We start from the raw sequence: 1,288 nt of genomic DNA, 5'->3' as shown, positions 1-1,288 counted from the left end.
AACGCCCGCTTAAGAAGCGAGGTCTATCACGAGCCACGTGGCGTTCTGGACGACGGGCGTGTACCCTTGATCTATAATAAATTGAGTTATATTTATGTTAGGTCCGGGAATTTCTACTGTCGAGGATGATCCTGCCCCGAAGCCTTCGGCGAGGACGGTATTGCCTTCCCCTATGAAATACCCGTACTGCGTGAACTCCGGATCCATCAACAACTTCCAGTGCAGGGGGGCATCGTCCATGAGCGTTCCCACGAACTGCGAGGGGGTCTCACCGCTCGGGTAGAACACAACCTCACCCACCGATATCGATTGTCCAGAGAAATAGGAGTTGAAGTCCTGGTCGAATCCATAGTGGCTTATCTCGTAGTTATTGCCGGCGGTCATCGTGTGGAATCTGATCTCGGAAAATGACGCCAAGTAGGCCGAGTAAGCCAGAGGCGGGGCGCTTTCATTGGCGCGATACTGGTTGACGATGGCCATGAAGTCGCTGACCCACGTCTGGTTGACGGCAGTAGATGCTGGGGCGAAGGACGACGTGAACGTAGATGTGGATGGCGTCTGGTTGGCGACGGTCGATGCTGGGGGCGTCTGCATCTGCGTATAGTTACTGCCCATGATGGCCATTGATACTATCACGAAAAGTATCGCGATGAAAATCGCCACCAGGATCTCTTTACGTCCTATTCTTCTACGCCTCCGGTGACTTCTCCATTGTGCACTATGGTCGCGCGATTCGCTGCGCGGGCTCTCCCACCTCTCCCACCTCTCTAATGGCCTAGGATTGGGAATGGGCTTGGCCAGTTTCTCCTTATTTTTCTCGTACATCTTCTCCAGTGAAAGATGGAATTTGTCGACATCATCGACGCCCTCGAGGTACGCCATGAGAACGTTCGACGTCGTGATCGGGTATATCACGGGGCTCCTGCCGAACGCGCGCAGGCAGGCGCCCCTCAGCAGGTCCCTAACCGCCAGATATGTATCGTAATCTTCGATGTATTTGACTTCAATGTAAAGCCCATGGCCGACTATAATTGGCATTTCAAGCGGGTCTCCAAATTCGCCCACAATATATTGGCCGATTTTCTTATCATCGTACGCATATGCCCTGAGCATCAATAATTTTCCGTAAATGACTAGATCGAGCTCGACGCTCAATCATCATCTCCTTAGTATTTCTTTCGCAGTCCGTTTTATCAATCTTTATCTTACCACGCCATGCTGCACGGCCCGATTGGATGGCGAGGGATGCGAGGGACCTCAGGAGGAGGGAGGCCAGGGCGAAGGACGA

The 1,288-nt window shown here is 52.7% G+C and carries 1 protein-coding gene; it reads right to left on the bottom strand.

The features are described from left to right. Window positions 1–9: 9 nt before the first annotated feature. On the bottom strand, window positions 10–1,155 hold the full coding sequence (locus tag ABJK56_RS04305; protein WP_347243430.1) for a CAP domain-containing protein: 1,146 nt from the start codon (window positions 1,153–1,155) through the stop codon (window positions 10–12). Between the last annotated feature and the right edge of the window lie 133 nt (window positions 1,156–1,288).

The sequence above is a fragment of the Thermogutta sp. genome (genome assembly GCF_039793925.1).
Lineage (GTDB): Bacteria > Planctomycetota > Planctomycetia > Pirellulales > Thermoguttaceae > Thermogutta.
Note: the sequence above shows the minus strand (reverse complement) of the source record. Positions and strands in the feature narration are given on the sequence as shown.